The sequence below is a fragment of the Rhodococcus sp. USK13 genome (genome assembly GCF_018343855.1).
Classification (GTDB): domain Bacteria; phylum Actinomycetota; class Actinomycetes; order Mycobacteriales; family Mycobacteriaceae; genus Rhodococcus_F; species Rhodococcus_F oxybenzonivorans.
Map to the genome: position 1 here is coordinate 5,451,771 of NZ_CP069242.1, position 26,654 is coordinate 5,478,424.

A 26,654-nucleotide genomic window follows, 5' to 3' on the forward strand; every position below is an offset into this window, starting at 1 on the left:
CACAAAGGCGCACGGCCGCGGGGCCTTCCATGGAGGCGCCGATGTCTACCGCTCTCACTCATGCCGCCGCGGTCCAGCAGTCCGCAGCGAACGGCCGAATTTCGATCGAACAGAGCCACAGGCGCATTCGGGTGTTTTTCGCCGGACAGCCGATCGCCGACACGACGCGCGCGGTGTACCTGTTCGAGAAGGGGCTGCCGCCCGTCTACTACATTCCCCGAGACGATGTGCGGACCGAGTTCCTCGAGCCCGTGGCCACGACGACTCAATGCCCGTGGAAGGGAACGGCCCGGTATTGGGACCTGGTGGTGAGCGACCGCCGCGCCGAGCAGGCGCTGTGGGGATACGACGCGCCCCTCGACGACTCGCTGGATCTGAGCACGTACGTCTCGTTCTACTGGAACAAGATGGACGCCTGGTACGAGGAGGACCAGCAGGTGTTCGTGCACGCCCGCGACCCGTATGTGCGGGTCGACGTCCTACCCTCGTCCCGGCATGTCGAGGTTTACATCGGCGACACTCTGGTCGCCGACAGTGTCCGGCCGCAACTTCTGTTCGAGACTTCACTACCCGTCCGCTACTACGTTCCCCGGATCGACGTGCGCGGCGAGTTTTTCACCGACTCCCCCACCCGCACGTCCTGCCCGTACAAGGGCACCGCGTCGTACCTGTCGTTCGCGGGGTCGGGCACCGACGAGCCTGTCGACGACGCTGCCTGGTACTACCCGTTCACGACGGCCGAGGCGTCGGGCATCGACGACCATGTGTCGTTTCTCCCGGGCGATGCCACCCGAATCGTCGTCGACGGGGTCCCGCTCGACGAGTGAGTGTTGCAGACTGAAGACACCGGGAGTCTCCCGAGGAAGTGAGAACAGCATGTCTCTGTTCGTCGTGGAATACACCTACAACCCGGAGACGTCGTCGCGGCGTGACGATCACCGGGGCGATCATCGCGGCTGGATCGCGGAAATGATCCGGCGGAAGGTGGTGCGTTCGACCGGTCCCCTCGCCGACGGCACGGGCGCCTTCATCATCGCCGATGGGCCCGACGAAGAAACGGTCACTCGACTGTTCCAGCAGGATCCTTTCGTTCAGGCGAAACTCGTGGAGAACATGCGAGTCAGCGAATGGCATCCGGTGATGGGCGAATTCAGCGAGTGACCCGATCGGCGTGGTCGGCGGTTTCGGACGGGGCGCGGTAGCGTCGGCGACCGACCATCGTCGACCGCCGGAAGGGACCGCATGACCGAGCCGCTATCGGCGCCGCAGCTCAAACGCCGACTGGGTGTATTCGACTCGGTGATGATCGGCCTCGGGTCGATGATCGGGGCCGGCATCTTCGCGGCGCTCGCTCCGGCTGCTGCCGCGGCGGGCGGCGCGTTGCTCTTCGGGTTGGCGGTCGCAGCGGTGATCGCCTACTGCAACGCCAACTCCTCGGCGCGCCTGGCAGCGCTCTACCCCCAGTCCGGGGGGACGTACGTCTACGGCCGCGAACGGCTCGGCCCCTTCTTCGGATACCTGGCCGGCTGGGGTTTCGTCGTCGGGAAGACTGCTTCCTGTGCGGCCATGGCCCTGACCGTCGGCGCCTACGCCTGGCCGGGTTACGAGCACGTCATCGCGGTCGTCGCCGTCGCGGTGATCACCGCGGTCAACTATCTGGGTGTTCAGAAATCGGCGTGGGCCACCCGCGGAATCGTGTTCTTCGTCCTCGCCGTCCTGGCCTTGGTCGTGTTGCTGTGCCTCAACGCAACCGACACGGGTTTCGACGGCCCGGTACTGACCCGGGGTTACGGCGTCACCGGCGTTCTGCAAGCGGCCGGCTTGTTATTCTTCGCCTTCGCCGGGTACGCACGTATTGCCACCCTGGGTGAGGAGGTTCGGGACCCGCGCCGGACCATCTCCCGGGCCATCCCCCTTGCGCTCGCAGTCACCCTGCTCGTGTATCTCCTGGTCGCGGTCGCGGTGTTGACCGTCCTCGGTCCGGACCGGCTGGCCGCCGCGACCGACCCGCTGGCCGAGGCGGTCGCTGCCGCCGGATTCGCTGGTGCCGAACCTGTCGTGCGGGTGGCCGCCGTCGTCGCCGCACTCGGTTCCTTGCTCTCGCTGATCCTCGGCGTGTCCCGCACCACGTTCGCGATGGCCCGCGACGGAAACCTCCCCCGGGTCCTCGACGCCGTCCACCCTCGCTACTCGGTACCGCACCGCGCCGAGCTGGCCGTGGGAACCGTCGTGGCTGTCCTCGCCGCGACAGCGGATCTGCGGGGAGTCATCGGGTTCTCGTCGTTCGCCGTGCTGGTCTACTACCTGATCGCGAACGCCTCTGCGTGGACGTTGTCTGCGCAGCTACGGTCCCGGCTCGTCGCGGCGACGGGTGCGGCCGGATGTCTGATCCTCGCCGCGTTCCTTCCCCTTCCCTCGGTGGTGTGGGGCATCGTCGTCCTCGGTGTCGGCGTTGCCGTGTACTGGGTGCGCGCCGTCGTGTCCCGATCTCGACGCTGAACGGAACGTTGTCCCTTCAACGGGGTCGTACCTGGTCAAGGATGCCGTGGACGCGCAGCCCTGGTTGCCTGACGGGCCTATCCCCCTCGAGGTTGAATGGTCGTTACGGGATGCCTCGCAACGCGCACACGAAGTGGTGACCGAGGCGCCGATGGCGATGGCACTGAAGTGAGGACTACCTCGTGACAACTGCGGTAGTGGTCGGCAGCGGGCCCAACGGGCTCGCTGCCGCCATCCACCTGGCCAGGCAGGGCGTGTCGGTGCGGGTGCTCGAGGCCAAGGACACGATCGGTGGCGGCACCCGCTCCTCCGAACTCACCCTCCCCGGCCTCATCCACGACGACTGCTCGGCGTTCCACCCCACCGGGGTGGCTTCGCCCTTTCTGCAGTCGCTCGGGCTGGGCGACTACGGACTTCGGTGGCTGTGGCCGGAGATCGACCTGGTCCACCCCCTCGACTCCGGATCGGCTGGGGTGCTCTGGCGCGACATCGACCGCACCGCCGCGAACATGGGCGAGGACGGCAAGGCCTGGCAGCGGATGTTCGGCCGGCTGTCGACGTCGTTCGACGAGCTGACCGGCGACGTGTTCCGTCCGATCGCGCACTGGCCCGCGCATCCTCTGCAGCTCGCCAAGTTCGGCGTCAACGCGCTCGCCCCGGCGGCACTGACGGCCCGCCGGTGGAAGCGACCGGAGACACGGGCCCTGTTCGGCGGGGTGGCGGCCCACGCGTTCAGTTCTCTGCACACCCCGATGAGCAGTTCCGTGGGTCTGATGCTCACCGCCGCCGGCCATGCGTACGGGTGGCCGGTCGCGGAGGGCGGTTCCCGGTCGATCACCGACGCGATGGCGTCGCTGCTCGGCCGGCTCGGCGGCACCATCGAGACCGGGGTGTACGTCGACTCCCTCGATTCGCTGGGCTCACCGGACCTCGTGATGCTCGACGTGGCGCCGCGTGCCGTGCTGCGAATAGCGGGTGATCGGTTGCCGGGCAGGGTCGCCCGCGCCTACCGCCGGTACAAATACGGGCCGGCGGCCTTCAAGGTCGATTTCGCCGTCGACGGCCATGTTCCGTGGACCAACGAGCACTGCCGCGCCGCGGGGACGCTGCATCTCGGCGGAACGTTCGAAGAGGTCGCTGAGGCCGAAGGACAGATCGCGCGTGGTGTCATGCCCGCGAGGCCGACGGTGCTCCTTGGGCAGCAGTACCTGGCGGACCCGTCCCGCTCCGCTGGGAATATCAACCCGGTCTGGGCGTATGGACATGTGCCCCATGGCTATTCGGGCGACGCCACGCAGGCGATCATCGACCAGATCGAGCGGTTCGCACCAGGATTCCGAGACCGCATCGTGGGGCAGCACGTGCGCTCGGTGGCGCAGATGGAACAGCACAACGCCAACTACATCGGCGGCGACATCGGAGTGGGCGCCAACACCGCACTGCAGATCGCGATGCGGCCCCGCATCGGCCTCGACCCGTATTCCACCGGAATCCCGGGGGTGTACCTGTGCTCCTCCGCGACCGCGCCGGGGGCAGGAGTCCACGGCATGTGCGGCTTCAACGCCGCCCAGTCGGCGCTGAAGTATCTCGAGAGCTGATGGTGGTGACCGAGGGAGACCCTCCGCGGCTTTTCCTCAACTGCGAGAATTACGTCCGGACGGCCCAACTGCTGACCGTGCACCGCAGCATCGATCCAGCTACCGTCGGGGAATGCTGGTTTCGCGGATCGTGGACACGTCGCGTGCTGTGGGGGCCACCCGGTCCCGCAAGGTGAAGATCGAGGCGCTGCGCACACTGCTCGCCGACCTCGAACCCGAAGAGGTCGAGCCCGTGGTGGCCTGGCTCTCCGGGGAACTGCGGCAGGGCCGGATCGGCATCGGCTGGCGGATGCTCGCCGACCTCCCCGCCACGCCCGCGGATCACTCCACCGTGACCGTCGCCGATGTCGACGGACTGCTCACCGAGCTGGCCGGGACTTCCGGATCGGGCTCGACGGAACGACGACGCACTCTGCTCACCGACCTATTTACCCGAACGACGCCGGGCGAACGCGACTTCCTCGTTCGGCTGCTGACAGGAGATCTTCGACAGGGCGCACTCGAAGGAATCATGACCGACGCCATCGCCGCCGCGGCCGCTCTGCCCGTCGAGCCGGTTCGCCGCGCCTTCATGCTGTCGGGGCGGCTGCCGGCCACTGCGACCGCGGCGCTCGCCGGCGGAGTGGAGGCGCTCGGCGCGTTCCGCCTCGAGGTGGGTCGACCGATCCGGCCGATGCTGGCCTCTCCCGCCGAATCCCTCGCGGACGCCTGGACGGAACTCGGCGGTGACGTCAGCGTCGAGTTCAAGCTCGACGGTGCGCGAATTCAGGTGCACCGCAACCTCGATGAAGTCCACATCTTCACCCGCACGCTGCGTGAGATCACCGGCAGTGTCCCCGAACTGGTGGAACTCGTCGCCGGCCTCCCCTGCGAGTCCGCGGTGTTCGACGGTGAGACACTGGCGTTGACCGACTCCGGTCGTCCCCGCCCCTTCCAGGAAACGATGAGCCGCTTCGGCGCCGAAAGTGCCCGCGAGCTACTGCTGCACCCGTACTTCTTCGACTGCCTGCATCTCGACGGAATCGACCTGCTCGACGCCCCACTCGAGCAGCGCCTCGACGCCCTCGAAACCGTCGCCCCGCAGCATCGCATCCCAGGACTGCGCCGGCCCGACGCCAACGCAGCGGCAACACATTTCGACGAGGCCCTCGCCGCGGGGCACGAAGGCGTCATGGTGAAGTCACTGTCGGCCCCCTACGCGGCGGGGCGCCGCGGTCGGGCGTGGCAGAAGGTCAAACCAGAGCACACCCTGGACCTGGTGGTCCTGGGCGCCGAATGGGGTTACGGCCGGCGTACCGGCTACCTCTCCAATCTGCATCTCGGGGCCCGCGACCCCGACGGCGGTGATCCGATCATGGTGGGGAAAACGTTCAAAGGCCTCACCGACGCGTTGTTGCAGTGGCAGACGGACGAATTCCCGCGACATGAACGCGCCCGCGACTCCCATACCGTGTTCCTGCATCCGAGGATCGTCGTCGAGATCGAACTCGACGGCGTGCAGGTCAGCTCCCGCTACCGCGGCGGCGTCGCGCTCCGATTCGCCCGGGTTCTGCGGTACCGGCCCGACAAGGACCCCGCCGACGCCGACACCATCGACGCCGTGCGCGCACTACTCCCGGGCTGAACGAGACCGAGGCTGACTTCGTCGAGTGTGGTGCCGATCAGCAGGGCGACGTGCGAGTGCGCGCTCGGGACTCCGATCGGTGCGGGTAGACGTCGTCCCGGTGGTCGGGAGGAACAGCGCGCGGCAGCAAAAACCGGTTGGCGGACCACGGCGGCCACTGCTACCTTTCGGAGGCCGTGCTAGAGAACGAGGAGGTGGTACCCGTGAACGCAGTATCGACATGGGTGCTCCCCTCCGGGGTCACGGTCGGACGATAGGTCGTCCGGGAGCGCCATTCACGAGCACTCCCGAAAGGGCACCACCATGCACTTCACCTCCGAACAGCGCCTCGACGACGGCGTCCTCGAACGCGCATTTTCCCTCGGCGAGATCCCTGGCATCTTGTGGACGCCCGGATCCGTATCCGCACCGGCGCCGCTGATCCTGGTCGGTCATCCCGGCGGATTGCACATGATGTACCCGAGACTGGTGGGCCGGGCCCGGCACGCCGCGGCGGCGGGATACGCCGCGGCCACCATCGAGCTGCCCGGGAGCGGTGACCGGAACCGCTCCGCCGTGGCCGAGCAGGCCCGCGTCGACCTGCGCCGGGCGCTCGAGGCCGGTGATCCGGTCAGTGACGAGATCGTCGACCGGCTCGTCCTCCCGCTGGTCGACAAGGCGGTCCCGGAATGGCGGGCCGCCCTGGACGCTCTCCTCGAGCTGCCCGAGATCAGCGGCCCGGTCGGGTACTCGGGAGGGGTGATCGCCATCGGCATCCGGTTGGCGGTGGTGGAACCACGCATCTCGGCCGCCCTCCTGTTCGCCGGGAGTTTCGTGCCCCACGCCATGTTCGAGGAGGCGCGGCAGGTCACCATTCCGCTGCAGGTCCTGCTGCAGTGGGACGACGAAGGAAACGACCGGCAGCAGGCCTTGGACCTGTTCGACGCCTTCGGCTCCAACGAGAAGACGCTGCACGCCAATATGGGCGGGCACACCGGCGTCCCACAGTTCGAGGGAGACGCCGGCAACCGGTTCTTCGCCCGGCACCTGACCTGAGGTCGGGAGCCCGGGTTTCACAGCGCCGACTTCTTGTTCGTCAGGCGCTGATACTCGGTTGCGAGCGCATCCGCCAATGGAGCCGTCTCGTAATGGATCTCGTCGATGCAGGTAATCTTCGTGATCTCCATCGCGGTTCCGCACAAAAATGCTCCGTCGAACGATGCGAGCTCGGCGTAGGAAATATTGCGCTCCGTGACAGATACGCCCAACCGCGGAGACAGCTCGTCGATGATCACCTTTCTGGTAATTCCGGCGAGCGCCAATTCCGTGGTGGGTGTGAGCAAAGCGCCTCCTTTGATGAAGAACACATTCGAACCACTCGACTCACACACCGTGTCGGTGGTCGAGAGGAAGATGACGTCGTCATAACCATCGGCCTTTTGATGGTAGCTCAAGTAGCTCAACGCGTAAGTCGACGATGTCTTCGCCTGATAGGGGTGGCACGATGCCGGCGCACGCCTCCACGTTGCCGTCGCAAGCCGATAATTCGCTGGTGCAGAATTCGCAGAAAAGGGTAGCGCAAAAACGACTACCCGACTGGAGCATCCTTGCGCCCTGAAGCTGACATCCGAATCGTCGTAGAAAACCAGGCACTTCAGGTATGCGTCGCTCAGCTCGTTCACTCTCAGCAACTCGTAGCACGCATCGGCCAGATCTGCATTCGAATACGGCACCGTATGCCCGAACACGTCAGCAGACCGCCGCAGCCGGTCCAAGTGATCGTCGAGCTTGAAGATGTTCCCGCCGTAGCTACGGATACCTTCGAACACCGAGGACCCATAGGACAATGAATGAGTCGCGGGTGACAGAGTCATATCGTCGTATCGGACGAAGTTACCGTCCGCCCAGGACATGTCGCTGATCATCTGGTTTCCCTACCCCGATATCGCATAGTCGTGCATCGCTTGTCTCTGGCGTGTGTTGACCGGAATCAGCCAGTTGTCCAGGTCGACAATATGATTTGCGCCCACCCGAACCTTGCTCTCGATTGCGCCGCGGCCCAGGCAGATGTCCTCGAAACCCAGCCGATCGGCGAACTGGTACAACTGGTAATAGTCGGTGATATACAGATTGAGCCCACGCGGAATTCGATCACGGTCTAGCCCCTGAACGAGCATCGTGAACACACCGCGTTCGTCGTCGGCATAACTCAGCGATCCGTTCACGGGCGCATTGGTCGACTTCTCGTAGTCCAGCTTCAGATAGTATTTCGTTCCTTCCGACGAACGTGCCAACATTCGCAGAACGTCGGCAGTATATAGATTCCTGGAGTGCCCATACTTCGCCACATTCAGTGCTTGTAGAACGGCGAAATCGTGTAGGGCGCGGCCGTCTTCCACCAGCTCTGACAGACGGTGTATTTGGGTTTCACACGCCGCCTCGGCTTTCGTGGTGAGCTTTCTGATTGCCTTGTATTGCCGATCTCCGACGGTTGCTCGCAGAGTCGAATCCACACGTCCGGATGACCGAAAGTACGCTGCTTGCATGAACGGAACCGCGATGACCCGAGAATCGGGTAAGCGTTGGGATCTGATAAGAGAGGGAACCAACAACCAGTCGGCGGCGGAGGCCAGCTCCAGCAACTCCGCCAGTCTCCCTTCGTCGGGCTCGTCGGACACGGGCATATAGAAGTATCCCGGGCCGACATACGCGCGCTCTCGGTGTAGCCCGTAGTTCCTGATCTCCCTTCTCTGGAGGACAGCATCCCAGTGAGCGATGTCCACCAGTGGGAGATGCGGCTGCGAAACATTATGGCTGTCACAGAACGCAATTCGCTGGGGTTGCCATTCCATCGACTTCCTCCTTGTCGGTCGAGCGTCGATCGATGGCTGTTGCGGGCGGCTCGCCCGAAATCTCGAGTAGACGTCTTTCATCGTTGAAATGGAAGATTCGGTTGGCGAGTCTCGCCAGCTCGCGATTGTGGGTGATGATGAAGAAGAGGGTGTCCGGAAGTGCAGAGGTCAGGGCACGCAATGCGGTGAGTTCCGCTTCGGCACTCAACTCCGACGTGGCTTCGTCGAGAATCGCGATCGCGGGCGGATTGATCATCACGTCGAGCAGTGCCAGTCGTTGCAGTTCCGTCTTGCTCAGATTCAACAGACCGCTGCAGGGAACTATTTCGTCGAACCCGGATTGTAGCCGCTCGACGACATCCTCAGCGTCGAGGTAACGGACTACACGAGCCAGTTCTTGAGGTGAGGGGCTGTGGAAGTGCTCGGACAATCGTCCTGGCTTGAATATCGGACTCGATGTCAGCAGGAGGACGTCTTGGTCGTGCGAATCCGACACGTATCCTGTCGTCCGGCCCAATGTCGAAACGACACCCGTGGTCGGGCGCAATGTACCCACGACAAGTTTTGCGAACGTCGACTTACCCACCCCACTGGCACCCATGATCACCACGATGTCGCGGCGATAGAACGACTCGGTGTGGTGCTCGAGCAGCAGTGCACCGGTGTGCCTGGCGACGAATGCGACATCGGTGAACGACACGAGTGCGTCGCCTTTCATCGTCGGACAACTTCGGTTCGGCACGGCGGCGAGCTCAGGTGTGACCAGGCGATCCGCGCTGTCCAGCACCTGCCTGAGTTCGACCAGGCAACTACCCAACCTTGCGAAGAGTGCTATCAGGCTGTACGAGAGACTCAGCGCCAGGACATTGGCCAGGCCGAGGCCGCCCTGGGCGTACACGAATACCGTTGAACCCACGATGACGGACAGGAACAGCACCCCCATCAGATCGAGCTTGTAGGTGAACCATCGCCGCGCCGCCGCATTGTTCATCGAAGCCAGGGCGCGATCCATCAGGCTCCTGTTCAGCCAACTCACGAGAACCGCGTTGTCTCTTGCCAACTCGAATCTGCTCGAACTCCGTGTCGTTGCCTCGACCCGCGCGAACAAAGCCGACGTCGTTCCGATCTCGCACTCGTTGAAGTACCGCAGTCGGTTGTCCGATCGCCGTGAAGTGTGCCAGTAGACGAGGCACATCACAGCACAAGGAAGCACCGCAAAGATGTTCTTGCTCAGGACGAAACCGGTGGTTGTGATCAGAAGCGCCGCCGCACCCAACGTATGCAGCAGTATTGCGGGCAACACTTCGTCGACACGTCGTTGATCCCACGTGAGCTTGCTCTGCGAATCTTGGTCGACCTGATCGACTGCCTCGCCATCGAACGTCGGGCTCATGATTGTCGAGAAGTACCGCACGCACTGTCGGGATGCCGCACCGATACTGCGTCGTACCGTCAGCAAGGCGCCGGATATCGACAAGAGCGCACCGGCCGACACTACGCAGACCAGAATCATCGACGACTCGGCCACATTCGCGGTGGACAGACCACTGGCCGCCACGTAGTCACCGATGATCGTCAAAACTTCTCGGCACACGAACAGGACACACGCAACGAGTGCGACCTTCGCGATGCCGAACCTGATCAAGCTACGCCTGGACGGCGTCCGGTCTTCCGTCACATCCGTGCGGCGGGAAGGATGGCGAGGGAGTGAACGTTCGTCGGGAGTGCGCCACCCCGAGCTTTCTGGTAGAAGATCCGACCGCGTCGTCAGGTCACGTATGACTTCGACCACTGCGCCGTCGGCCACCACCCAGATTTCCTCCGCCGAGTCGATCTCGTCGGGTTTGTCTGTTGCATAGACAACGGTGGTGTCGCTCCACGGTCCCCGGAGGAGTGAGCTCAGCAACCCTCTCCCCAGGTCGTCGTCCAGACCTGATGTGGGCTGATCAATGAGAACGCACGCCGGATCGGCCAGCAATGCCCGCGCCAGTTCCAGCCGCTTTCCTTGCCCACGGGATACGTCCCAGGCTTCGGTTCGAGGTGGCGACTTGGTGTCGAGGTACTGGGCATAGAAGGTGTCGGGCAGTCTGGACTGCGCCAGTGCTCGGGCCGCTTCGTCATCCGAAAAGTCGCGTCGATAGAGACACAGATTCTCATACAGTCCGCCCGGGTAGATCCATGGTTCGTCCGGGACGAAGATCGTCGTCGTACCGAGTCGGTTGTTCAGCCGCGCGCCGGCTTTCAGAATCGATGTTTTGCCACTACCCGCTGCGCCGACGACAGCGATGTGCTTTGCCGTTGTCGTCGGCAGTTGGACGGTGCTCGCATCGGCGTCTGACAGGCCGGTGCCGGACAGATATTTCGCAACGTTGGTGTGCCCGACTACGCCTTGCGAAATGCTGTGGGCAAGTTCGGGCACATTGTTGGCGACCGATCTCAGACCCCCCATCAACGCCATTGCCGACAGCAGGCCCGCTGGATCCACATGACCTAGATAAGCCAGCTGAGTAAATGCTGCAGCGAGCATCCCTACGACCGGTGTCAGAGTAGATATGAGGTTGATCGCCGCGACAAGACGCGCCGCCCTCTCGAGTGAGCGCTCTTCGCCATCACGCTTGTCGGCGTAGCGTCGTATCAGGTCGTCGTTCCAGTTCTTCAGCCACGCAATCCCTCGGTTGTTGATCGAGAACATGCCGACGTCGATGCGTTCCGCCGAAATTGCCGATAGTTCTGTGTGAGCGTTGGTCAATTGTTTGGCAATCCAGAATATCGCCATCGAACTGATGACAATGATCGCCAGCGCCGACAATGCACTCAGCCCCAGTGCCACGAAAAAGAACGCAGAGGTGAAAATTAACGTGGCGAGCGCCAGAATCATGAATACCAGGCCGGACCAGGCAGCTTCGACGCGCGCGGCCTCACGGTCCACAAGCGTGACAACGCTGGAGGGTCGGTCGGAACCGCCACCGTCGCGCTTCTTCCGTAGCAGTCTTTGCTCGATGTAGGTCCGAGCTCCGATGCCTGCCAGTTCGGCGAGCAGGAAGGTGTGGTTGAGCGCCAACCACGCCGAGTACGTCAGCAGTATGCAGGTGATCCCCAGCGTCAGGTTCACCATCGGTGGTGTGCCGAGTTCGACGAGGTGCTGGATCAGTGATCGCAGCGTGACAGCTGCGCCGAATGCGCAACCAGCGTTGAACGCTATGGCGAGGAGCGCAAGCAGAACATCGCGACGGAGGGCTCTGAGCACGGATCTGTGGAGTCGCTCGCCTTGGGGCGCGTTCAGGTCGTCTTGTCGCGCAGCTTCGCACCAGCGCTGCCATCGCGATAGATGAAACGCGTTGGTATGCCGGTCGAACTGGGTTCCACAACGAGGAACCTCGAACCAGACGACTCTTTTCAGCACACTCAGCATGTGGACAGCGTGGCGTCTGCGGTGTCGTCTACGGCGATGGAAGCGATTCTGTCGCACAATCGTGTGATCATCGTCCATCCCTCGCCGAGCGCTTCCCGCAGTTCGTGGATCTCCGTTGGATTTGCTCGATCGAGAAGGTCGATCCCCATGCTCACATGGTGGCCGTCGTCTTCACCATGCTCTTGGAAGTGTGGAATGCCAGGAAACGCGCGCGCGGCTTCTCGGTGCCAGACTTCGCCACTACCTTCCAGCACTACGTGCATCAGCAACGTTCGCACCATGTCGCTCCTGCAGAGCATCTGCTGCCTGAACCAGTCCATTGTCGATACGAACGTCGCATCTGAGACCGGCGAGTGCGACGAGTTCCGTTGCTGTCTGAGGTTGTTGTTGTGTCCCAGTTCTTCGACCAGATGATCGAGTGCGACATGCTTGTGTTGCGGATCAGTAGTCATCGCCACACGCAGGTGCAGCAAATCCTGGAACACATCCGACCAGGTTTGCTGGCAGTCGAGTAGTCTTTCGCGAACGCCCGGGTCGGTCATCGAGGAGGTGTCGATCAACCGCAGCAGACTGCTGTTCCTGAATTGCTCCAGGTACTTCTCGTTGTCCTCGAGGATCACGACCGCCGGACCGGACTCAGCGGCTGCGAACATGGCGTTCGGGTTGTCGACATCTTCGTACAGGGCCTTGCCGTTGAACTGGATCGACAGCGCCCAGAACCCGTTGCGAGTTCCCTCGAAGCCGTGCCATGAGTCGCCGGGTACGAGGATCATGTCTCCCGCAGCGACGTCCTGCTCTGTGCTACCCATCGTGCGTCCGGAACCCTCGCAGACCAGGATGAGGCTCGCTTCCGGGTGTTTGTGCACAGATAGCACCTGACCGCATTCCAACCTGACCCAGCTGATCGCCAGATTGCTGGAAGCGGGAATGAACTGGGCCAGTTCCGGGTGTTGGGAGAAGATCTTGACGACACCCAGATTGTGGACATGGCCGTCGACCACCACCTCGTTGATCGTTTCGAGAGCGCTTCTGGCAATAATCTGCATCGATTTCTTCCCTTCTTGATGAGAGGACGCGGTTTCCATGATCGCGTTGATTTTCAGGAACAGTGGACGTCGAGATAGTCGATGGCTCGCTTGAATGGCTCCCTCTCGTTGCAGGCGAATACAATCCAACCGATCTTGTCGTCGTTTGTCCGGGGTCTGTCGAGTCGCAACGGTGCCGGCTCGATATGGAGCCTGATGATGCTGACGCCCCGCAGCGCGCTCCGAAGAGACTCGGGGTCGATGGGTTCGTAGAATTGGTGTGACGCGGCGTAGGTATATCGCGCCTGTTCCCGGCCGACGCCGGACGAGTCGACTTCGCTCCAGCAACGAACCGTTTCTCTGAATTGGCTCACGCCGGTCGTGAGTTCGACCAGAAGCCCGATGTAGTCGCCGCCCACCCGGTTGTTGATCTCGATCAGGCGAAGCCCGCCAACCGTGATCTTTACCTCGATATGACACGGCCCGTGCTGGTAATTGATTCGGGTGAGCAGTTTTTCGCAGTAGTCACTGACAATGTGGAACATGTCGTCGTCCACGACATCGGGTGAGATGATGTGCTGTTGTTCTGCAAGGGATTTTCTGTGCAGCTTCTTGTTCGTCACGGCGAGAACTCGATGCTTCCCGTCGATGGTCAGGGTCTCGACACTGATTTCGCGTCCGGGTAAGTACTCTTCGGCGAGCATGACGAAACCGTCCCCTGTCAGCTCGGCAAGCGCCGCGGTCAGTTCGCGTTCGTCGCGGACGATGAACACGCCTTCGCTGCCCGACCCAGCCGGATCCTTGAGAACCAGCCCCTGGGGGTGATGGAGGAGGAAGGCTCGTACCTCGGCCGGCGTGCGACATATCGTGTTCGCGACGGCGAACTCGGTGCTGTCGAGAAATGTCCGCATCAATTGCTTGTCGATACACAGCTCGCATGCGCTGAGGTCGAGACCCGGGACAGAGAGGTGGTGGCTTGCAAGGGCCGCGGAAAGCAACCCACCCTCGGTAAAGGAGAAAATGTGGTCGACCGGTTCGGACCTCATTATTCGTGTGATCTCAGCGACCACGGTGTCCGGACCGAAATCAGCCACGGGACTGATGCGTTCGGTAAGGCCGCGCAGGTTCGGACCAATCGCGCCGTGCAGCTGTAGAACGGTGAACTCGAAGCCCAACCCCGCGAAATGCGGGAACGTTTCATCATGCCCGCCGATCAGGATGATGTGTCTCCTGCGCTGCCCGTCGTCGGTGGTCAATTGCCCTCGCTATCCAAACCCTGGCTTCTCTGATACCCAATGGTCAGCGCGCGTCGGCCCGGCGAATAGGCACCCCAGGGGGCCGAAGCTTCACCCCAGCAGCAGGGGTGGCCGATGCGGCTCCCTAGGGTGCCTATCCGTTTTGCCTGTCGGCGCACAAGATTGCGGAATACCGCAGAGCAGAACGGATGAAAGGCACATCCCTTGTTGATTTCCGAAACGTTGCTCGAAGCTGAGGCCGAACTCGTTCACAGCGCCCCTATCGGTGTCGGCGGCACGTGCCTTCAGGCCGCTGACGCATCGCCCGATACCCGGTCCGGCCGCAAGGTACCGGAAGCGCTCCGGCAATGGGCCGCGGGACACACCGAGTTTCCGTTCACGGCCGTCGTCGACCACTATCAGGTGGTCGGACGAAACGGTGTGCGGCCACACGTGGCGGCCATGTTGCGCGATCTCCACGGCAAATCCCGATCCGACCCGGTGCTCGCCGAATGGCTACCGATGACGTTCGACGACAACGATGCCTCCTATTCGTCGTATGTCGGACTCGACTACTTCGACCAGGTCGTCCGATCGGCCGACTGCGAGCGTGTCGACGCATTCGTAACCGCGGCAGCCATCGACCTCGCACTGCTGGAGACAAGAGCGTTGGCAGCGGCGCCCCGACCTCCCCAATCGGTCAGGACGCGTGCGGCCGTCCGAGTCGTGTCGCAACTCTCCCGTCTCGCACCCGATTTCAAGCTCGATCCCAGTGTGGCTGCGGAGGGTGTCGCAGCGCTTGCCGAGGCCGGTGCCACCTACGACTCGTTTGGTTCTGCTGCCACGCTGGCGCTGAGAAGTGTTCCCGAAGACATCGGAGCCGCAGTTCGGCTGACTTTGCTGCCGACGACTCGTCTGCACGACGAGCAGATGTTCATCCGATGCATCCAGATATTCGAGGGCCTGTACCGGCAGATTGCAACGGCGATATCGACGGCGATCACGGACCTCCTCGACGGAAATGCCGCTGATGCGAAGAATCGCCTCGATCGGGCGTCAGGTCGCCTCGAGGCGATACCTGCTCTCTTCCGTGTTCTGACGACGATGCCGGTCGACGCCTTCTCCATCATTCGCGGCTTCACCCATGGGCGGAGCGCTGTTCAGTCGCGCGCATTCCGCGACGTCGAGTTCGCGTGCGCGCCGCGTAGCCAACGCAGCACCGACCACGCCCCGAAGGTCCACGACGAGCAGCCGACTCTGGAAACCGTATTTCTGGCGATGCGGCATGCACTCCCTGATGCAGTGCCTCTCGAGGAATCGATGCGGCGTCTCGACCGCGCGTGGGGTGCGATGAAGCGTGGCCACTGGGGCATCACCTTGAAGGTCATCGGCACAGTACCGGGAACCGGTGGCACGGCAGGCGCGTCGTATTTGCAGAGTGCCGCAAAGGTGCCACTCTTTCCCGGACTCCCCCAGGCGGCATGAGCATGAGCGACATCAACAACCGGGTCAGAAAGCAGATTATGGGATACATCGTGTCCCAGGCAATTGCTGCCGTTTGCGAACTCGGAGTCCCCGACAAATTGTCGAATGGATACCGCTCGCTGCCCGATCTGGCAGCGAGTGTCGGGGCCGATGCCGATGCTCTCGGCCGATTCATGCGGGTACTCGTAGCAGAAGGACTGTTCACGGAAGAGGCCGCGGGACGATTTGCGTTGACGGAGGCCGGCGAGCTCCTACGGGTCGACACTCCCGGTTCACTGCGTCACCTGGTCGGGCTGATGTCGAAGGAGGCCTACACCGTGTGGGGACACTCGCTCCACTCTGTCCGAACCGGGAAAGAGTCGTTCACAGAGGCGTTCGGAAGGCCATACTTCGAGTGGTTGTCCGAGAACCCCTCGGCGGCTGATGAATTCGACAGGTGCCAAGCAGGACTGGTCGAGGTGCGCCTGGTGCCATTGCTCAACCGCGACTGGACGGAAACAATGACCGTCGTCGATATCGGCGGCGGGGCCGGCACATTGATCGAACGCCTACTCCGGAGTCACGCACACCTGCGGGGCACAGTGTTCGATTTGCCGCACGTCGTCGCGGAATCGGGATCGAAGTTCTGGTCGGCCGACATCGGTGACCGAACGACTGTTGTCGGTGGCGACTTCTTCGAAGAGGTCCCGCAGAATGGTGATGTATATGTCCTGTCCCAGATTCTGCACGACTGGGACGACGAATCCGCTGGCAAGATTCTCCGCAATTGTCGGCGAGCGATCCCGAGAAACGGCCGCCTGCTGATCGTCGAGCAAGTCTTGCCCGAAGTGGCTACCGCCCACCCCATGGCCCTACTGGACCTCCACATGCTGGTTCTGCTGGGTGGTCGGGAACGGACGGCGACCGAATGGCTCCGATTGTTGAGTGGTCACGGTTTCACGCTGGAATCAATCACACCCGGCCCCCGCTCCTCCGTCATCGAAGCGGTGCCCGCATGATCCGCCGCGTGATCGCGTGCAGGGCACGCACCACGATTCCCTTCACGATCGCCCCGAACTGGGGTTGAACGCGTTCGGTCGTCATGTGATTAGCCTGAGCTAGTTCCTGAACCCACCGATTCTGTGAAGGGTAGGTGAGCCGAAACGGCGAGAGCCGCTTGCCTGCTGAACGATGTGGTGATCAGTTGTCATGAGAGGTCTTCGCTTCAGCTGTTCTCAGAATGATACGCGGCTCGGCCCCGTCGTCGGAGCGGTGGTGTGCGACAGGCGCGAGATCACCTGTCTGCGAGCGGGACAGCATCGTGGACACACGCCGGATGCGGGGATGTTTTTCTCACACCTGCAGCAGTGCTCTCGCGTCGGCGTACTCGCGGGACAGGCGCTCGACGATCTCAGCGACCCCCTGAGGAGCAACGCGCCTGCCCACCCGGTCACCGCGTTCCGGGCGGCGGTGACAATCGCGACGATGTCCGCGGTCAGCAGCGCGGGGCGGGGGTTACGGGGCCGATCGCCGACTGCGGCGTAGTCGCGGCGGATGCCGGACAAGGTAGCGCGCACGGTTTCCTGCCCGGTCGGAGACTCGTGGCCGGCGCGGTGATGATGATGGGCGATCGCGGCCACCCACTTGGTCAAGGTAGCGGGCGCATACACCCGGATACCGTCCGAGCCGATGGTGTCGGCGGCGTCGACAAGGTAGGCCGCGACCGTCGCCGGGTGCGCCGGCAACGAGGCGTGGGCCGTGCGTGTGACACCACTGCTCGAACCGCCGCCACGCCGACGCGTAGGTGCGGCGGGTGCCCTCGGACCGGGACTCGGCCATCGCCCGCCCCATCCGCGCAGCCACCGCCTCCGACAGATCTGGAAACACCGCGGTGTCGCTGATAACAGCAGCCGCGGGCAGCTCGGCGGGGCGTAGTCCCTGGGCGATCGTCATGACCAGCAGGCTATCGACACCATCCGACACTTGTTCGACGCGCGAAGAACGCGCTGAGGTGCGATTTCCCGGAGACGGCGCGGGAAGCATTCTTGACGTTGATCGGCGACACGGCAAGGCTTCACCCTCAAGGAGTTCGAGGTTCAAGACCCTCATCGAGGACTGGGCCAAGCACTCATCGAGGCCGTGGTGAAAGCGATGTTCGCGACTCTGGGCACTCCGCCCGAGGAGTAAATCGAGTGGGGCACGTTGAGCGGCTCCGGGAAGAACCCCACCGACCCTTCCCTATCAGAGTCATACATACCCCTGGGGACAACTACGCTGTCAGCTGCATCCGGTCAACGGCGCGGCGAACCCGGCTTACTGTGCGCCGGGATCGAGAGTGAGGTGTCCAGAAGGCACGCCTCGACCTGGAACTTCGAGACCCGGCGGGGACGGTATCGGGGCGGATGGCTGCAAAAGTTCGGCACGAGTACCGGGCATGCCGCTCTGCCCCCGTTCGGCGCATTTGACTGCCAAAACCTGGTTGACCCCGAGCCGGTTCGCCGCAAAAGCCAACGCCGCGCCGGCCATGTACAGCCGCCACACTCGTGCCCGCCCGGCGCTGCTATAGGCCACTGCCTCGTCCCAGTTCGCATCCAGGTTCCCCACCCAGGCCCGCAGGGTCAGCGCGTAGTGCTCGCGCAGCGCCTCGACGTCACGCACCTCGAAACCGGCCCCTTCGAGCGCCTCGATCATCGTCGCGATCGGTTCGATTTCTCCGTCGGGGAACACATAGCGATCGATGAACGACGTCTTCGAAAATTTGGCAGCAGGTTTGCGTGGTCGCCGCGAGATCGCATGGTTTAGCAACCGCCCCCGAGGGCGTAGCAGCGCGAACAGGTCCGCGGCGTAGGTCGCGAGCATCGCGGCGCCGACATGCTCGGCCATGCCGATGCTCGAGATCGCATCGTAGGGGCCGTCTGTGACGTCGCGGTAGTCCTGAACTCGAATCTCCACCAACTCTCCCACGCCCTCGTCGACCATCCGTTTGCGGGCATAGTCCGCCTGCTCCTGGGACAGAGTGACACCGACGACGTGCACGCCGTAGTGACGTGCCGCGTGCAGTGCAAAGGTCCCCCACCCACAGCCGACGTCGAGTACCCGCATCCCCGCGGTCAGGCCGAGCTTGCGCGCCACCAGATCGCATTTGGCGTACTGGGCCGCACCCAAATCCTCACTCTGCTGCGCCCAGTACGCACACGAGTAGGTCATCGACTCACCGAGCACGAGTCGATAGAAGTCGTTGCCGACGTCGTAGTGATGACTGATCGCGGCAGCGTCACGACCCTTGTCGTGCCGGCGCCCGCCGCGCGCCAGTTTCATCTCCTCCGCCGGCGGCTTCGGTGGCAGCCCGATGATCCCCAGGCGCAGCGCCGCTGTCACCAGTGCCTTCTTCGTTTGCCTGTCGATCCGCACACCCGGTCCCCGACTCGGATCCGACACCTGCTCCAACACGTCCAGTCCGGCGAGAAGGTCTCCCTCGACGTCGATGTCGCCGGACACGTAGGCCCGAGCGAAACCGAGGTCGTTCGGCGCCCACAGCAACCGCCGCAAACCACGCCGATTGACGATGTGCACCTGCCACGGCGCGTCCGAAGGCCCACTGCGACTACCGTCCCAACACCTGATCCCTACCGGGACCTGCGCCCCCAGCACCGCGCGAACCAGCGGCGCCACCGTGTCAGCGACCGTCATACACACCTCCAACGAAAGTTTGGGCCCGACCACCGCGGCTGCTCAGTTCACGTCGCTCGCCGTGACGCGCAAGCCCTGTCAACCACACCAACTTCCCGCAAACGCACCTCGTCGACGATATCGGTGGAACCCCCATCACCGCAGATCATCACACCAAATCCGCCGTCCGCGCGGCCACCTCAGAATGGACCGAATTCTCACCGATCGTGTGAGCGGGTAATGCGTGTTCAGGCGTGCCCGGCATTCCGGAGTATCGGTCGTGCTCAGACCGCGTTCGGTTCAGCAGTGAGCCGGAGCGGCCGCCGGTACCGAAAATGGTTCACTGTGCTGCGTCGAAAGCTCTACCCTGATCTGGGGTCCGCAGTCATCTGCGCCAGATGGGGGACCCCCACGACGATCGCCGAGCTGATCGCCCCGCGAGCAGGTCCCGCAGATAACCGCCGCTCTTCCAGGGGAGCGCAGCGCCGCTCAATTCGGAGGACACCGCAGGTGGCCTGGAAACCGCCGGAGGCGGATACATCGACACGCACCCAGGCTTCCACGCACTGACCCACAGCAGCGGTCGGTCAGTTCCTGTGGGTGCGGAAGGGTGCCCGGCGGGTCAGTCCGGTTGCGTGCGGCGCCGCGCCTGGCGTCGGGCGTGGCGGGCCATCAGATGGGCTCTGTTCTTCTCGCCGCGGAAGATCTCGCGATTCACCGCGTGTTCGATCATTCCGGGAGCCTCGAGCACCCGCTGCGCCGCCAGACGCATCAACTCCGCGCGTCAGACCCGACCCGTGCAGCAAGCGCCCTCGAGCGCGCTGACCCTGGTATCGGAGGTCGCCTAACTCAAGGATTTGACTATTCCTCCAGCCGGAGAACACGCGAGCGCTATAGGCGAGGGGTGGATTCGAGGTCCGTCGAGGTCACTGGATCGAGCCTTTCTGAGTGTCAGAGTTTCCCGATTGCCGGCGCACCGAAGACTGCAGCCACCGCCAGAGCGCTGCGCGGTTCGTACGCTGCGAGCCACAGGCCGCCGTGCGCGACTTGGTCCGTGAACAGCAATTCGGATGTTCGTGGCGGTGGGGTGGCTGTATCGAGACACCGGCCTGCGGTGTGACGCCGGGCGCTACACCCTTCCCGCCGATGACGATGCCCAGGCGTGGCCGTGGCGGCGCGGTGCCGCCGGTTTGTAGTGCGACTCGTCCGACTGCACTTAATACCCGCCGATCATGGGTTACCCGAGGGGACGGCCGTCCGGGGCCGACGTAGACAGCACCAATGCGCCTGGCGACCAGCCAGCGACTCAATCCCGGCAGAGCCAGCCCGACTCGGACCAGCACCCTCGTCCGAATTCCTGGAATGATTCGGTAGATACCGGCATCGATCCCGTCGAGTATCTCCGCCACGACAAGCTCCGTCGTCACCCGAGGAATGGTCTGGGTAGCCGCACGATTTTCGGGTGTCCGAGCTATCTCCAGTGACTCAACCATCGGGGTCATGAATTCGCTCGGACACACGAGATGCACCCTGACTCCCTGTGGCTCGAGCTCATACTTGAGGACCTCGGTAAGCCCCACCAGCGCGTGCTTGGATGCGCAATAAGCCGAGAAACCGAAGGAACCGAGCAGGCCAGCGACTGACGCCACATTGATCAACGTGCCATGGCTGGCTTTCAGGTAGGGCAGAGTCGCCTGAATCACGTTCAGGCACCCGAAATAGTTTGTCTCCATGAACCTGTGGTGCTCCGACAGAGGCACATCCTCGATGTAGGCTTCTCCGCTGATACCCGCGTTGTTGATTACGACATCCAGCCCACCGAGTTCGGTCAGGAGTGGCTCGAGCGCAGCCTGCAATGCTTCGTTGTCCACCACGTCCACCGAGACGGATTGCGCGGTCCCACTACCGCCCAGATCTTGGATGCTCGTGAGCGCTTGCTCCAGCTTGTCCGCAGAACGCCCCAGCAGGATGACGTGGGCGCCTTGGCGCACGAATTGGTGCGTCAGTGCGAGTCCAAGTCCCGACGCCGCCCCTGTGATCAGTATGTTCTTATCCAGGTAGTCAGCAAACTTCGCGCGTGCCATCTATCCGCCCTTTCTAACGAGTTGTTCCAGCCCTTGTGATTGGGTTCTCGGACTCTGCCGATGGTGTGGAGCTCGGGGTCTCGGCGACCTCCTGTACGGGTGCCGCCAGCGTCAGTCGCGAGTGCCCGACGAGATTCGGTGTGTCGCGGCGCCAGCCTCAACCAAGCTGAGGTGATACCTGGTGATCAGGTGCCTGGTCGGACGTCGGCCACCGTGCCTGCACAGACGCACGGCACGTCGGGCTGAGCTAAGCTCACCGTGGAGGCCGCACAATTCGAATAAGCCGACACTCCAAGTGATCTCGGCCAGGCAGGTTGCTGGCAATGGCGGATGGTGGGCCGTGACTGTCGTGCCCCGTGCGTTTGTAGCCTCGGTGGTAAGCGTGCGCCGTCGCGACGGCGGGGCTGGTGAATCTGTTCGATCCGGCGGAAGCTCACCTTCCTGTCCAGCTGTTCAGTTCCCAGCCGTTATGACGATGCGCTTCTGAGAGGTGTCGTCGAGCCAATATGCGTACCCATCCTCGACGACTAGCAGCTCCTCAAATTTGACGCCGTACTTCGTGCCGACGCGCAGGTGAGGTTCGATCGCCCAAACACCGGTCTTGGGCCCTGTGTGGAACGGGCCCAGAAGCTCAGGCATGAGGGCACGACGTATCGACTTCAGGAGGAAGCCGGGCGAATGCCAGCTCGCCTTGTAGCCGAACGGCACCGTCGGCAGGTAGTGGCGGAAGTTGGCCGAGGCAGGCCGGTGACGATAGACGCGGTGACCCAGGATGTGACCGTGGTATCCGTTGACTGCATTCTGGTAGCCGGCCCCTTCCATTTCGCCTGTCACCCACTCGAATATCGTGGCCGCAGTCTCCGGGAGGGTGAACTGTCCCGGGATGCGATTGCGCAGATCGGACAGGAAGTCCATCGCTTCGGTGAGCTCAGGGACATCGCCCACTTGGATTGTGTACGCCACATCACCGGCGTAGCCGTTGACGATGGGTGCGCAGTCGATGATGGCGACGTCGTTGTCCTCGAGCGTCAAGCCGGCGCCTTTGGCGGGAAACCACTCGGCATCGGGCGCGAGGGAGCGCGGGCCGAAACCAACGATCGGTTTGTGCAAGCTGGTCCTCACCCCATGGTCGTGGAGGTAGCTCGTCATCCAGTCCTGGGTCTGGCCTTCGGTCCAGCCGGGTCGCATCTCGGCTGCCACGGCCTGGGCACAGGAGAAAGAGAGCTTCTGAGCCAGGCGAAAGCCTTCAACCTCCTCGGGGGTAGGAAGATCGGCGGACTTGGTACGAATCCGCGAAAGGACTCGCTCGATCGGATTGGCGTCGGCCGCGGTTGGTGGATCGGTGTAGGTTGGCATGACATCTCCATTTTCCGTGTGACCACCGGTCATGTGACCAGTGGTCATAAGCTAGACCAGCTCTTATACGTCGTCAAACGCAAGAAGGAGGACGGGTGCCGACATCGACCTGGGCGCGGCTACCGGAGGCGCGGCGCAGCGCCGTGCTAAGTGCAGCGCAGGATGAGTTCTGCGCCCACGGCTACAGCGGAGCCAGCCTGAACACGATCTGCCGTAACGCGGGCGTGTCAAAGGGCAGTTTATTCCAGTACTTCGATGACAAGGCCGACCTGTATGCCCATCTGACCGAGTTGTCCGGTGAGCGGGTGCGGGCAGCGATGAACGAATACGCGGTTACGCTTCCCTGGGACGTGGACTTCTTCGGTGCACTGGAGAGCATGGTCGAGCGGTGGGTACGCTACTTTTTTGACCATCCTGTCGAGCGTGCTTTGACCGCAGCCTCGACGCTCGAACCCGATGCGCGCGGCCGCTCGGCGGTCCGAGCCGCTATCGATCCGCATTACCTCGCCATGCTCGAGCCAATCATCGATGCGGGTGTGCGGAGCGGTCAGATTCGCGCAGACGCCGATCGTGCAGCTCTTCTGGCGACCTTGTTGGTACTTCTCCCTCAGATCGCATTGGCACCTCACGTGCAAGGTCTCGACCCGGTACTCGGCCTGCACGGAACCGACGCAGGCACGGCAGTCGAGGGGGCACAACGGATAGTCCGACTAGTGACAACTGCGGTTCGACCGCAGACCGCGGAGGCCGCCGCGCTGAACCTGACCACCTGAACCTCGGACACGTCCCATAACTGGCGTTGCAGTATTAGGCACCCGGTGGGGCCGGAAGTTGCGCGCGGCGCAGAGGCAGCACTCGACAGAGTGAGATGCTTGTGCCTGACAGTTGTCGAACCCGGCGGGAGACTGCCATCGAGCTGCCTCTCGAAGGGAATCGACAGACATGCGCGCTTTCAACTTACCAGTCACACTGATCGCCGAATCGGATATCTTTGGCTGATAACCTATTTCGCTACGCAGCCGAGTCGCCGAACTTCGTCGCGTTCAGGAAACGCGGTGAGGACGCACAGTGGACCGATGTCACTGCGGCAGAATTCGCGGAGCACGTCACAGCTGCGCTGCCGGGTTGATCGCCTCGGGTATCACGCTGGGGGATCGCGTGGCGATCATGGCGTCGACGCGTTACGAAAATCAAGACCGCGCTCGGAGGGCAGTGCACCCACGTCGTCTCAGGCGGCGTGCCTCTCGGGACACGACTCGGGCACTACTTCAACGGCATCGGCCGGCCCCACTCGAAAATGCCCTCCGTGCCCATCCTTTGATCAATCAGGCGATGGTGCTCGGCGACGCACGCCCCTTCGTCAGTGCGCTGATCACGCTCGATTCCACGGCGCTTCGGGCGTGGCGGGAGCGGCGAGGCCTGCCCCAGGAAGTATCCGTCTCCGACCTGCAACTCGTTCACGGCCTGCACGCCGAAATCGACGGCGCGGTATCGAAAACCAACAAAATGGTCTTGAAGGCGGAACAGATCAAACAGTTCCGCATCCTCGACACCGAATGGACTCAGAGTGCCGGAGAACTGACGCCGAAGCTGTCGATCAAACGTGACGTCGTCCTCGCACATTACGCTTCCGACGTGGAGGCGATCTACGCCTGAGGTCTCTGCGTCGCCCACCGAGGGAGGGGACTATCATGTACGACGTGCAGGAGGTCAGCGACGAGACTCGAAACTACGGTGGTCGACCCGTATCGGCTCGGCGTGCCGAACGAAGACTGCAGTTCATTTGGGCTGCGCTGGACGTCTTCTCGCACAAGGGTTACGCATCAAGTTCGGTCGCAGATATCTGTGCCGCCGCGAGTCTTGCAAGACAACAGTTCTACGACGAGTTCGACAGCCGTGAAGATCTGCTGATCGCACTGTACGACCAGATTCAGAGCGACGCGCGGGACGCGATGTTGACCGCGATCGCCGCCGAAAACCCCGCGACACTTGCCGATCGCGCGGAAGCGGCGATGACGGCGTTCGTCGAGTCGATCGGCCTTGATCCTCGGCGAGCCCAGATCTTGTTCGTAGACATCGTCGGGGTCAGTCCCCGAGTGGAAGCACACCGAGTAGCGCGTCGCACAGAATGGGTCGCGTTCTTCAAAACGACAGTTCAAAATGCCGTGGGTGAGGATTTTGTTCCCCCCGGCGGATACGACATGGCGTCGACGGCGTTCATCGGCGCACTCATGGCTCTCGTGCACCAGTGGAGCACTGCCCCCACCCGTCCGCCCGTCGACGGTCTCGTCAAAGTCATGTCCACGATTCTGAGCGCTCTGATCGGCACCGACGCCTCGACCAGCTGATCCGAAATCCGATCCTCTCTCTTCTCGTCGAGACCATTCGGCATCCCGGCACTTCTCCGCAGGCCAGGAATCTTCCTCGGCAGCAGCTCGCCTGCAAGCACGCTCATGAACGCCAACTGTGGCGAACACCGATGCGCAACCCCCATTGCGAGTCCCATCACAAGTACGCTACTTTGAAGGAAAGTTAGACACCAATGTCTGACACGGAAGATCTGAGAAGAAATGCATAAGGCTGCGCTCCTCCGTCTCGCGGCAGTGGGCTTACTCGCTGTCGGAGCCGTTTCCATGACTCCCGCTCTCGCCCACGCGGAATCGCAAGATTTTTATCAACCACCCACGATATTGCCGGCAGGGGAGGGCACGATGATCAAGTCCGAGCCCACCCCCCTGTTCGGCCAGATACCCGGCATCCCTGACACGTGGCCGGGTAACAGCGAGAAGATCATGTACACCTCCACTCTCGTGGACGGAACTCCCGTGGCCACCACGGGCGCAGCTATCACGCCCGCGTTTCCCTGGCGAGGCCCCGGCGAACGGCCTACCGTCGTCGTTGCTCCGGGTACGTTCGGCCAGGGCGATCAATGCGCCGGTTCGAAGAACCTTGCGTGGGCCTTCAATATTCAGATCAGCCCTCAGCTGAGCCTGCCCGTCAACTACAACGTCACAGATGCGGACCTGCTGCTCACCGCAGGGTTTCGCGTAGTCATGCCCGACTACATCGGACTCGGCACTCCCGGGATTCACACCTACGTCAACAGAGTCGAGCAGGGCAACGCCGTCGTCGATGCCGCGCGGGCCTCGAATCAACTGTGGAATCTGCCTGACTCCACGCCGATCGCGTTCTGGGGTTACTCCCAAGGCGGCGGGGCGAGCGCATCCGCTGCAGAAATCGTCGGTGAACGGGCACCGGAGCTGAATATGCTCGGAACCTATGCGGGGGCCGCCGATCCCGACCTGCGCGAAGTTCTCCGCAAGGCAGATGGGTCACTGCTCACCGGAGCGATCGGATACACCCTCAACAGCCTGATGGAGAGGTACCCCGAGCTAGGGCCGATCTTCGACAAGCGGCTCAACGACAAGGGAAAGCAATGGCTTAAGACCAGCGCGACGCAATGCGTGCCGGATACCGGGCTGACATCGTTGGATACTCGTAGTACCGACTACAGCGTCGATGGAAAATCCTTCTCGCAGATCCTGTCCGAAGAGCCGGAACTCGCGGCGGTAGTCGACGATCAACAGATCGGTCGCACGGCCCCCTCTGCCCCGGTATACCTGCACACGTCCACCAACGACGACATCGTTCCCGCTGATTCCATTGCAGCACTGAGAGACAGATGGTGCGCATTGGGGGCGGAAGTCGAATACACACAAGACGACATCACACCGCCGCTGCTACCGGGATCAACTCTTAGTCACGATTTCGGAGCGGCGACCGGGATGCCGCTTGCGGCAAAATTCCTGTGGGACCGAATCAACAAGGCACCCGTCAACTCCGCGTGCGGTGCTTGA

The 26,654-nt window shown here is 62.9% G+C and carries 21 protein-coding genes; 12 read left to right on the top strand and 9 right to left on the bottom strand.

Features of this window, described 5'->3' with window-relative positions:
- Window positions 1–41 precede the first annotated feature (41 nt).
- From JQT59_RS27595 to JQT59_RS27620, 6 genes are all read left to right on the top strand, one after another.
- The gene (locus tag JQT59_RS27595) at window positions 42–827 is read left to right on the top strand and encodes a DUF427 domain-containing protein (protein WP_213572758.1); all 786 of its coding nucleotides are present in this window, start codon (window positions 42–44) and stop codon (window positions 825–827) included.
- A 49-nt stretch (window positions 828–876) separates the two neighbouring features.
- Window positions 877–1,161, top strand: coding sequence for a YciI family protein (locus tag JQT59_RS27600; protein WP_213572759.1), 285 nt, complete (start codon window positions 877–879; stop codon window positions 1,159–1,161).
- Window positions 1,162–1,242: 81 nt separating this feature from the next.
- Window positions 1,243–2,499 carry an APC family permease gene (locus JQT59_RS27605; RefSeq protein WP_213572760.1) on the top strand — a complete coding sequence of 419 codons (1,257 nt, stop codon included), beginning with the start codon at window positions 1,243–1,245 and terminating at the stop codon, window positions 2,497–2,499.
- 182 nt (window positions 2,500–2,681) lie between these two features.
- Window positions 2,682–4,097, top strand: a complete 1,416-nt coding sequence (locus JQT59_RS27610; RefSeq protein ID WP_213572761.1) for a phytoene desaturase family protein — start codon at window positions 2,682–2,684, stop codon at window positions 4,095–4,097.
- A gap of 112 nt (window positions 4,098–4,209) precedes the next feature.
- Complete coding sequence (locus JQT59_RS27615) at window positions 4,210–5,721, top strand: ATP-dependent DNA ligase (protein ID WP_213572762.1); 1,512 nt, start codon at window positions 4,210–4,212, stop codon at window positions 5,719–5,721.
- A 303-nt stretch (window positions 5,722–6,024) separates the two neighbouring features.
- Window positions 6,025–6,756, top strand: a complete 732-nt coding sequence (locus JQT59_RS27620) for a dienelactone hydrolase family protein (protein WP_213572763.1) — start codon at window positions 6,025–6,027, stop codon at window positions 6,754–6,756.
- Between the two features lie 17 nt (window positions 6,757–6,773).
- Here the strand turns inward: JQT59_RS27620 and JQT59_RS27625 are convergent, their stop codons facing one another.
- The 5 genes from JQT59_RS27625 to JQT59_RS27645 all read right to left on the bottom strand — a co-directional run bounded on the left by JQT59_RS27625 (window position 6,774) and on the right by JQT59_RS27645 (window position 14,245).
- Window positions 6,774–7,625 carry an aminotransferase class IV gene (locus tag JQT59_RS27625; RefSeq protein WP_213572764.1) on the bottom strand — a complete coding sequence of 284 codons (852 nt, stop codon included), beginning with the start codon at window positions 7,623–7,625 and terminating at the stop codon, window positions 6,774–6,776.
- Window positions 7,626–7,634: 9 nt separating this feature from the next.
- The gene (locus JQT59_RS27630; RefSeq protein ID WP_213572765.1) at window positions 7,635–8,552 is read right to left on the bottom strand and encodes a hypothetical protein; all 918 of its coding nucleotides are present in this window, start codon (window positions 8,550–8,552) and stop codon (window positions 7,635–7,637) included.
- Complete coding sequence (locus JQT59_RS27635) at window positions 8,518–11,799, bottom strand: ABC transporter ATP-binding protein (protein ID WP_249353863.1); 3,282 nt, start codon at window positions 11,797–11,799, stop codon at window positions 8,518–8,520. The genes JQT59_RS27630 and JQT59_RS27635 overlap by 35 nt, the downstream gene beginning before the upstream one ends.
- Before the next feature lie 158 nt (window positions 11,800–11,957).
- Window positions 11,958–13,049, bottom strand: coding sequence for a cupin domain-containing protein (locus JQT59_RS27640; RefSeq protein ID WP_249353867.1), 1,092 nt, complete (start codon window positions 13,047–13,049; stop codon window positions 11,958–11,960).
- Window positions 13,050–13,063: 14 nt separating this feature from the next.
- A complete protein-coding gene (locus JQT59_RS27645; RefSeq protein WP_213572767.1) occupies window positions 13,064–14,245 on the bottom strand; it encodes an ATP-grasp domain-containing protein in 1,182 nt (393 codons plus the stop codon).
- Between the two features lie 204 nt (window positions 14,246–14,449).
- Between JQT59_RS27645 and JQT59_RS27650 the strand changes: the two genes are divergently transcribed.
- Window positions 14,450–15,709: a tryptophan 2,3-dioxygenase gene (locus JQT59_RS27650; protein WP_249353868.1), complete on the top strand. Its 1,260-nt coding sequence runs from the start codon at window positions 14,450–14,452 to the stop codon at window positions 15,707–15,709.
- A 2-nt stretch (window positions 15,710–15,711) separates the two neighbouring features.
- Complete coding sequence (locus tag JQT59_RS27655; RefSeq protein WP_249353870.1) at window positions 15,712–16,707, top strand: methyltransferase; 996 nt, start codon at window positions 15,712–15,714, stop codon at window positions 16,705–16,707.
- Between the two features lie 216 nt (window positions 16,708–16,923).
- Here JQT59_RS27655 and JQT59_RS38075 read toward each other — a convergent pair whose 3' ends face one another.
- The 4 genes from JQT59_RS38075 to JQT59_RS27680 all read right to left on the bottom strand — a co-directional run bounded on the left by JQT59_RS38075 (window position 16,924) and on the right by JQT59_RS27680 (window position 22,797).
- Window positions 16,924–17,433 carry a hypothetical protein gene (locus JQT59_RS38075; RefSeq protein WP_213572768.1) on the bottom strand — a complete coding sequence of 170 codons (510 nt, stop codon included), beginning with the start codon at window positions 17,431–17,433 and terminating at the stop codon, window positions 16,924–16,926.
- Window positions 17,434–18,001: 568 nt separating this feature from the next.
- The gene (locus tag JQT59_RS27665) at window positions 18,002–19,378 is read right to left on the bottom strand and encodes a class I SAM-dependent methyltransferase (protein ID WP_249353872.1); all 1,377 of its coding nucleotides are present in this window, start codon (window positions 19,376–19,378) and stop codon (window positions 18,002–18,004) included.
- A 905-nt stretch (window positions 19,379–20,283) separates the two neighbouring features.
- Window positions 20,284–21,441 (bottom strand): SDR family NAD(P)-dependent oxidoreductase, encoded by a 1,158-nt coding sequence (locus JQT59_RS27675; RefSeq protein ID WP_213572769.1) that lies wholly within the window; start codon window positions 21,439–21,441, stop codon window positions 20,284–20,286.
- A 453-nt stretch (window positions 21,442–21,894) separates the two neighbouring features.
- Window positions 21,895–22,797, bottom strand: coding sequence for a M24 family metallopeptidase (locus JQT59_RS27680; RefSeq protein ID WP_213572770.1), 903 nt, complete (start codon window positions 22,795–22,797; stop codon window positions 21,895–21,897).
- Window positions 22,798–22,892: 95 nt separating this feature from the next.
- Between JQT59_RS27680 and JQT59_RS27685 the strand changes: the two genes are divergently transcribed.
- The 4 genes from JQT59_RS27685 to JQT59_RS27700 all read left to right on the top strand — a co-directional run bounded on the left by JQT59_RS27685 (window position 22,893) and on the right by JQT59_RS27700 (window position 26,654).
- On the top strand, window positions 22,893–23,570 hold the full coding sequence (locus tag JQT59_RS27685; protein ID WP_213572771.1) for a TetR/AcrR family transcriptional regulator: 678 nt from the start codon (window positions 22,893–22,895) through the stop codon (window positions 23,568–23,570).
- Between the two features lie 559 nt (window positions 23,571–24,129).
- Window positions 24,130–24,453, top strand: coding sequence for a hypothetical protein (locus JQT59_RS27690; RefSeq protein WP_213572772.1), 324 nt, complete (start codon window positions 24,130–24,132; stop codon window positions 24,451–24,453).
- A 35-nt stretch (window positions 24,454–24,488) separates the two neighbouring features.
- On the top strand, window positions 24,489–25,145 hold the full coding sequence (locus tag JQT59_RS27695; protein ID WP_213572773.1) for a TetR/AcrR family transcriptional regulator: 657 nt from the start codon (window positions 24,489–24,491) through the stop codon (window positions 25,143–25,145).
- 363 nt (window positions 25,146–25,508) lie between these two features.
- Complete coding sequence (locus JQT59_RS27700) at window positions 25,509–26,654, top strand: lipase family protein (RefSeq protein ID WP_249353873.1); 1,146 nt, start codon at window positions 25,509–25,511, stop codon at window positions 26,652–26,654.

Coding starts and splice junctions, on each gene's coding strand:
- JQT59_RS27595 (WP_213572758.1), top strand. CDS start 42: ATGTCTACCGCTCTCACTCATGCCGCCGCGGTCCAGCAGTCCGCAGCG.
- JQT59_RS27600 (WP_213572759.1), top strand. CDS start 877: ATGTCTCTGTTCGTCGTGGAATACACCTACAACCCGGAGACGTCGTCG.
- JQT59_RS27605 (WP_213572760.1), top strand. CDS start 1,243: ATGACCGAGCCGCTATCGGCGCCGCAGCTCAAACGCCGACTGGGTGTA.
- JQT59_RS27615 (WP_213572762.1), top strand. CDS start 4,210: ATGCTGGTTTCGCGGATCGTGGACACGTCGCGTGCTGTGGGGGCCACC.
- JQT59_RS27620 (WP_213572763.1), top strand. CDS start 6,025: ATGCACTTCACCTCCGAACAGCGCCTCGACGACGGCGTCCTCGAACGC.
- JQT59_RS27625 (WP_213572764.1), bottom strand. CDS start 7,625: ATGATCAGCGACATGTCCTGGGCGGACGGTAACTTCGTCCGATACGAC.
- JQT59_RS27630 (WP_213572765.1), bottom strand. CDS start 8,552: ATGGAATGGCAACCCCAGCGAATTGCGTTCTGTGACAGCCATAATGTT.
- JQT59_RS27640 (WP_249353867.1), bottom strand. CDS start 13,049: ATGGAAACCGCGTCCTCTCATCAAGAAGGGAAGAAATCGATGCAGATT.
- JQT59_RS27655 (WP_249353870.1), top strand. CDS start 15,712: ATGAGCGACATCAACAACCGGGTCAGAAAGCAGATTATGGGATACATC.
- JQT59_RS27665 (WP_249353872.1), bottom strand. CDS start 19,378: ATGACGGTCGCTGACACGGTGGCGCCGCTGGTTCGCGCGGTGCTGGGG.
- JQT59_RS27675 (WP_213572769.1), bottom strand. CDS start 21,441: ATGGCACGCGCGAAGTTTGCTGACTACCTGGATAAGAACATACTGATC.
- JQT59_RS27680 (WP_213572770.1), bottom strand. CDS start 22,797: ATGCCAACCTACACCGATCCACCAACCGCGGCCGACGCCAATCCGATC.
- JQT59_RS27690 (WP_213572772.1), top strand. CDS start 24,130: ATGGTGCTCGGCGACGCACGCCCCTTCGTCAGTGCGCTGATCACGCTC.
- JQT59_RS27695 (WP_213572773.1), top strand. CDS start 24,489: ATGTACGACGTGCAGGAGGTCAGCGACGAGACTCGAAACTACGGTGGT.
- JQT59_RS27700 (WP_249353873.1), top strand. CDS start 25,509: ATGATCAAGTCCGAGCCCACCCCCCTGTTCGGCCAGATACCCGGCATC.